Annotated in this window: 4 protein-coding genes; 1 reads left to right on the plus strand and 3 read right to left on the minus strand. The window is 48.5% G+C overall.

Features of this window, described 5'->3' with window-relative positions; genetic code table 11:
* Positions 1–311: 311 nt before the first annotated feature.
* The 3 genes from ACJMLT_RS02925 to ACJMLT_RS02935 form a co-directional block, all read right to left on the minus strand.
* Positions 312–518 carry a hypothetical protein gene (locus ACJMLT_RS02925; RefSeq protein WP_405726343.1) on the minus strand — a complete coding sequence of 69 codons (207 nt, stop codon included), beginning with the start codon at positions 516–518 and terminating at the stop codon, positions 312–314.
* Positions 519–852: 334 nt separating this feature from the next.
* Complete coding sequence (locus tag ACJMLT_RS02930) at positions 853–2991, minus strand: Tex family protein (protein ID WP_405726346.1); 2139 nt, start codon at positions 2989–2991, stop codon at positions 853–855.
* An 86-nt stretch (positions 2992–3077) separates the two neighbouring features.
* Positions 3078–4118, minus strand: a complete 1041-nt coding sequence (locus ACJMLT_RS02935) for an MBL fold metallo-hydrolase (RefSeq protein WP_405726349.1) — start codon at positions 4116–4118, stop codon at positions 3078–3080.
* An 87-nt stretch (positions 4119–4205) separates the two neighbouring features.
* On the opposite strand from ACJMLT_RS02935, the gene ACJMLT_RS02940 reads away from it, so the two are divergent.
* Complete coding sequence (locus ACJMLT_RS02940; RefSeq protein WP_405726352.1) at positions 4206–4688, plus strand: GNAT family N-acetyltransferase; 483 nt, start codon at positions 4206–4208, stop codon at positions 4686–4688.
* The last annotated feature ends 156 nt before the right edge of the window (positions 4689–4844 follow it).

Raw genomic sequence — 4844 nt, forward strand, 5'->3', positions numbered from 1 at the left:
GTTTGCCCACGCCAAAGCAGGAACAGCAGATGTGGTCACAGACAACGCAAGGAATGCACATAATCCTTTTTTTGATGCTGCATAAAATTTCATAAATCTTCTCCTTTGTATCTTCTTATAAAACCACTAAAAAACTACAGCATCAGTATATTTTCCCCATGTAAAATACGATATCATCCTTTCGTTAAATATCTCAGACAGCACTCCGCCGCTTCTTTCCATAGATTTAACATTCCCCCGTATTTCCGCAAAAAAATAAAGACCTCCCGCCGCAGTCCATGACTGCAGCAAAAGGTCTTTTGCTTCGCTTTTTATTTCCGTTTTTTAAATTTATCAGGGTCGTATCCTTTTCTGTCCAATTCACCTTTTTTCATAGCATAACGCATGAAAAAACCGCAAACACCGATCGCAAACAGAAAACCCACTGCCACGGGAATGATGGCTGTGCCGGGGCCTACCTGTTCCGGCGCCTGTGTGGCTGCATCCAGCAGGAAAGCCGTTGTCTGGAAATCGAACATATCCATTCCTCCTTACAAAACAAACCGATTCTTGTTTTATTATAGGATAAAAAAGATGTTTTTGCAAGATTTACAACTTTTATTTCCTGCTTTTCCAAAATGCGTAGATACGAACAAACATCCATACGATATAAAACAGCATCAACACTGCCAAAATCGGATGTTCCAGCCATTCACCAAAATATTCTCCCCTCGGAACGGTTTCCCCGGGATATCTTCGTCTGCCACCGAAAAACAATACTCCCCTCGTCTCACTTCCCTTCCGCATTTTCTTTTTTCATCATAACAAAAAGCCCCTTGTTTCGCAACAAAGGGCTGAAATCGTAAGATTTTCTTAGATATTTTTCATGGTCAGAGAGATGCGTTTTTTCTGCAGGTCTACGGAAAGGACTTTCACCTGCACCACATCCCCCAGCTTCACCGCTTCCAGAGGATGTTTGATGAAGCGGTCGCAGATCTGGGAAATATGCACCAGACCATCCTGATGGACGCCGATATCCACAAACACACCAAAATCAATGACATTTCTGACTGTCCCCGTCAGCACCATGCCTTCCTGCAGGTCTTCCATAGAGAGAACATCACTGCGCAGCACAGGGGCAGGAGCATCCTCACGGGGGTCACGGCCGGGCTTTTCCAGTTCACGGATGATATCTTCCAGTGTAGGCAGACCGATACCCAGTTCCGCCGCTGTTTTTTCGGGGGATTTGATCTTCTTTGCAAGACCTGTGACCTTTTTGGCCGCCACATCCTCCAGCGTATAGCCGCAGAGTTTCAATAAGCCTTCCGCCGCCTTGTAACTTTCAGGATGAACGCCGGTTCTGTCCAGTGCCATTTCGCTTTCCGGCAAACGCAGGAACCCGGCGCACTGTTCGTAAGCCTTGGGCCCCAGTTTGGGCACCTTCAGCAGTTCTTTTCTGGCGGAAAATCTGCCGTTTTCTTCTCTGTATTTCAGAATATTTTTCGCCACCGTACCGTTGATGCCTGCCACATAAGAAAGCAAAGCCGGGCTGGCCGTATTCAGGTCAACGCCAACGCTGTTTACGCAGTCTTCCACCACGCCGCCCAAAGCTTCACCCAGACGCTTCTGGTTCATGTCATGCTGATACTGGCCAACGCCGATGGATTTGGGGTCGATCTTTACCAGTTCCGCCAGAGGATCCTGGATCCTTCTGCCGATGGATACGGCACTTCTTAAAGATACATCGTATTCGGGGAATTCCTCCGCCCCCAGTTTGGATGCGGAATACACGGATGCCCCCGCTTCATTGGCGATGATGTACTGCACTTTTCTCTTTGTTTTTTTCAGCATTTCCGCCACAAACAGTTCAGATTCGCGAGAGGCTGTGCCGTTGCCGATGGAAATAAGGTCAACGCCGTATTTTTCAATGAGACCCAGCAGTTTCTTTTCTGCTTCGGCTGTTTTGTTCTGAGGAGGGGTGGGGTAAACCACCGCTGTTTCCAGAGGTTTGCCTGTTTCGTCGATGACTGCGATCTTGCAGCCCGTACGGTAGGCAGGGTCGAGAGCCAGTACCACCTTGCCGCTGATGGGCGGCTGTAAAAGCAGCTGCTTCAGATTTTCACGAAAGACGCCAATGGCAGATTCCTCCGCTTTTTCCGTCAGGTCATTGCGGATCTCTCTTTCCAGAGAAGGGGCAATGAGACGTTTGTAACTATCTGCGATGACTTCCTGCAGGATTTCCGCCGTATCACTGTTTTTGCGGATGATCTTCCGTTCCATCCGCTGCAGCAGTTTTTCTTCTTCCCCTTCAATTTTCACAGAAAGGAAGCCTTCCTTTTCCCCGCGGTTTACTGCAAGGATACGGTGCCCCGCCGCTTTTTTCAAAGGCTCCTGATAGTCGTAATACATTTCGTAAACAGAAGGCTCGTCCTTGGTTTTTCTGGAAAGGAGAGCACCATACTGCACCGTTGCTTCGCGGAGGGTCTTCCGCAGGTCGGCATCATCGGAGATCTGCTCCGCCAGAATATCCTTTGCTCCCTGAATGGCATCGGCAATGGTTTCCACACCTTTTTCTGCATCCACAAAAACCGCCGCAAAATCTTCCAGTGTACCGATCAGTTTCTGTCCCCAGATCATATCTGCCAAAGGCTGCAGCCCTTTTTCCTTTGCAATGGATGCACGGGTGCGGCGTTTGGGGCGGAAAGGACGATAAATATCATCGATCTCTGTCTGGGTTTCCGCCGCATCCAGTTTCATTGCCAGTTCTTCTGTCAGATTGCCCTGTTCGGCAATGGCATTTTTCACCTGCTCCCGCTTTTCCTCCAGATTGCGGAGAGCTGTCAGGCGTTCGGAAAGCTGACGGATGATCTGGTCATCCAGAGATCCTGTCATTTCCTTGCGGTAACGGGCAATAAACGGAACGGTGTTGCCCTCGTCCAGAAGCTTTACCGTATTCTCTACCTGAGATGCCTTTATTTCAAATTCCTGTTGTAATTTCTTTAAAATATCCATGTTATCTCCTTTTTCTTGAGGGCTTTGCTCTCAAACTCCCACGAGGGGGTCACCCCCTCGACCCGATTTGAAACGCATACTGCGTTTCATCTATATCTATTCCAGATTTCCTCTAATTTAGATTTACATCCCTCCGCATCCAGCAGCAGACGATAGGAATTTCTTTCCCCTTCGGTCTTTTCCGCCATACCGCGGACGATGAGATAATCCAGATGAGCCATGGTCTCCCCAACAGCGAACCATCTCTGGCTCAGAGGAAATTCTGCCCATGTCTTGCCTCGCATAGACCATTTCAGGTGGGCAGCGATATCCGTGGCATGGGTATTGGGCTGGGCCGCCAATGCATCCACCGTTTCACACAGGCGCACCAGATGGTGTTCAATGATCTGGCTGATGCGAACATAAACGTCCATTTCATTTTTGCGATGAGCAGGCAGTGCCGTTCCGATTTCATAGGCGCGGATCTTCACCAGACTCTCCAGATAATCCCCCAGAGAATCTTCCGACTCGCTCCAATGGGTGATATTGGGCGTAATATCAAAGAGGATATGGTCGGCGGTAAACATGATCTTTTTTTCCTTACAATACAGGCACATCTGACCGGGGGTATGGCCGGGAACATAGACACATTCGAATGCCCAACGACCTACTTTCAGGATATCCCCATCCGCCACATACTCCGCTTCGAAATATCTGGCAGGAGCCAGACCACGAGCAGGGTTAGAAATCCGCAGTTCTGCCAGCTGTTCTCTGGTGAAACCTTCCCGATAGAACAGCTCATCGGCCGCATCCCAGCGGCTGCCGTCCTTATGCTGTCCAAGGATATCATGGTCTTTGGCGCTGATATAGATTTTTCCGGGCTTGTCCCCCATGACCGCAGGCGCCAAACCCGTATGATCGGAATGGAGATGAGTCAGAAACAGATCTGTTTTATTCCAGTCCGCATCCAGTTCCGCCAGACCTGCTAGCAGGGCTTCTTCACATTCAGGGCGGTTAAAGCCTGTATCTAAAATCAAGGTTTCCCCTGCATCCTGAATAATATAGCAGTTCAGGTTACGAAGAGGGTTATCGGGCAAAGGGACATCTATCTGAAAAATATTGGGATCTTCATAAATTTTCTTGAGCATCCGTATTTCCTCACTTTCTGTTTCGTGTTATCCTAATTATAATGAATTGCAAAGAGCCGCACAAGAGAAACCATCGGGAGGGAACCTATGCTTACCATCAGACCTGCAACAAAAACCGATTATGAAGCCATCGTCGGATGGAACGAAAACAAAGACGAAGCCTATCTGTTCCAATGGGCAGGCATGATCTCCTATCAGCACCCCCTGACAAAGGAACAGGTGCGGAGACAGGCGGAAAAAGACGGGGTCTCCCTCTTCATGGCCTATGCGGGAGAAACGCCCATCGGCGCAGGGGAGATCTGCGATATCAACGAAGAAGCAAAAACAGGGCGCATCTGCCGTCTCATTTTCTCCGAGGAGGCCAAAAACAAAGGCTATGGCGAACGCTTTGTAAAAGGACTGTCCCGCATCGCCTTTGAAGAAATGGGTCTGGTTTCCCTTTCCCTTCGGGTATACTGCTTCAATGTCGGCGCCATCCGCTGTTATGAAAAAGCCGGGTTCCGCGTAACGGCATATTTTGAAGAAGAAAACAGCCATTGGAACAACTATTCCATGGAATACAGAAAATAAAAAAGGTATCCTTTCGCGAGGATACCTCTTTTTTCTGTCATTATTTTTTCTGTTATTATTCTGTAGGAACGGTAAAACCATGTTCTGCGAAATACTTCGCTGCGCCTTTATGGAAAGGAACCGTGATCCCTGTTGTGCCATTTTCCACGCTCATAT

Source organism: Anaerotignum sp. (genome assembly GCF_045122575.1).
In the GTDB taxonomy this organism is placed as follows: domain Bacteria; phylum Bacillota; class Clostridia; order Lachnospirales; family Anaerotignaceae; genus Anaerotignum_A.

Bases quoted from the DNA above. Each gene is read 5' to 3' on its own strand.
- ACJMLT_RS02925 (WP_405726343.1), bottom strand. From the start codon at position 518: ATGTTCGATTTCCAGACAACGGCTTTCCTGCTGGATGCAGCCACACAG.
- ACJMLT_RS02930 (WP_405726346.1), bottom strand. From the start codon at position 2,991: ATGGATATTTTAAAGAAATTACAACAGGAATTTGAAATAAAGGCATCT.
- ACJMLT_RS02935 (WP_405726349.1), bottom strand. From the start codon at position 4,118: ATGCTCAAGAAAATTTATGAAGATCCCAATATTTTTCAGATAGATGTC.
- ACJMLT_RS02940 (WP_405726352.1), top strand. From the start codon at position 4,206: ATGCTTACCATCAGACCTGCAACAAAAACCGATTATGAAGCCATCGTC.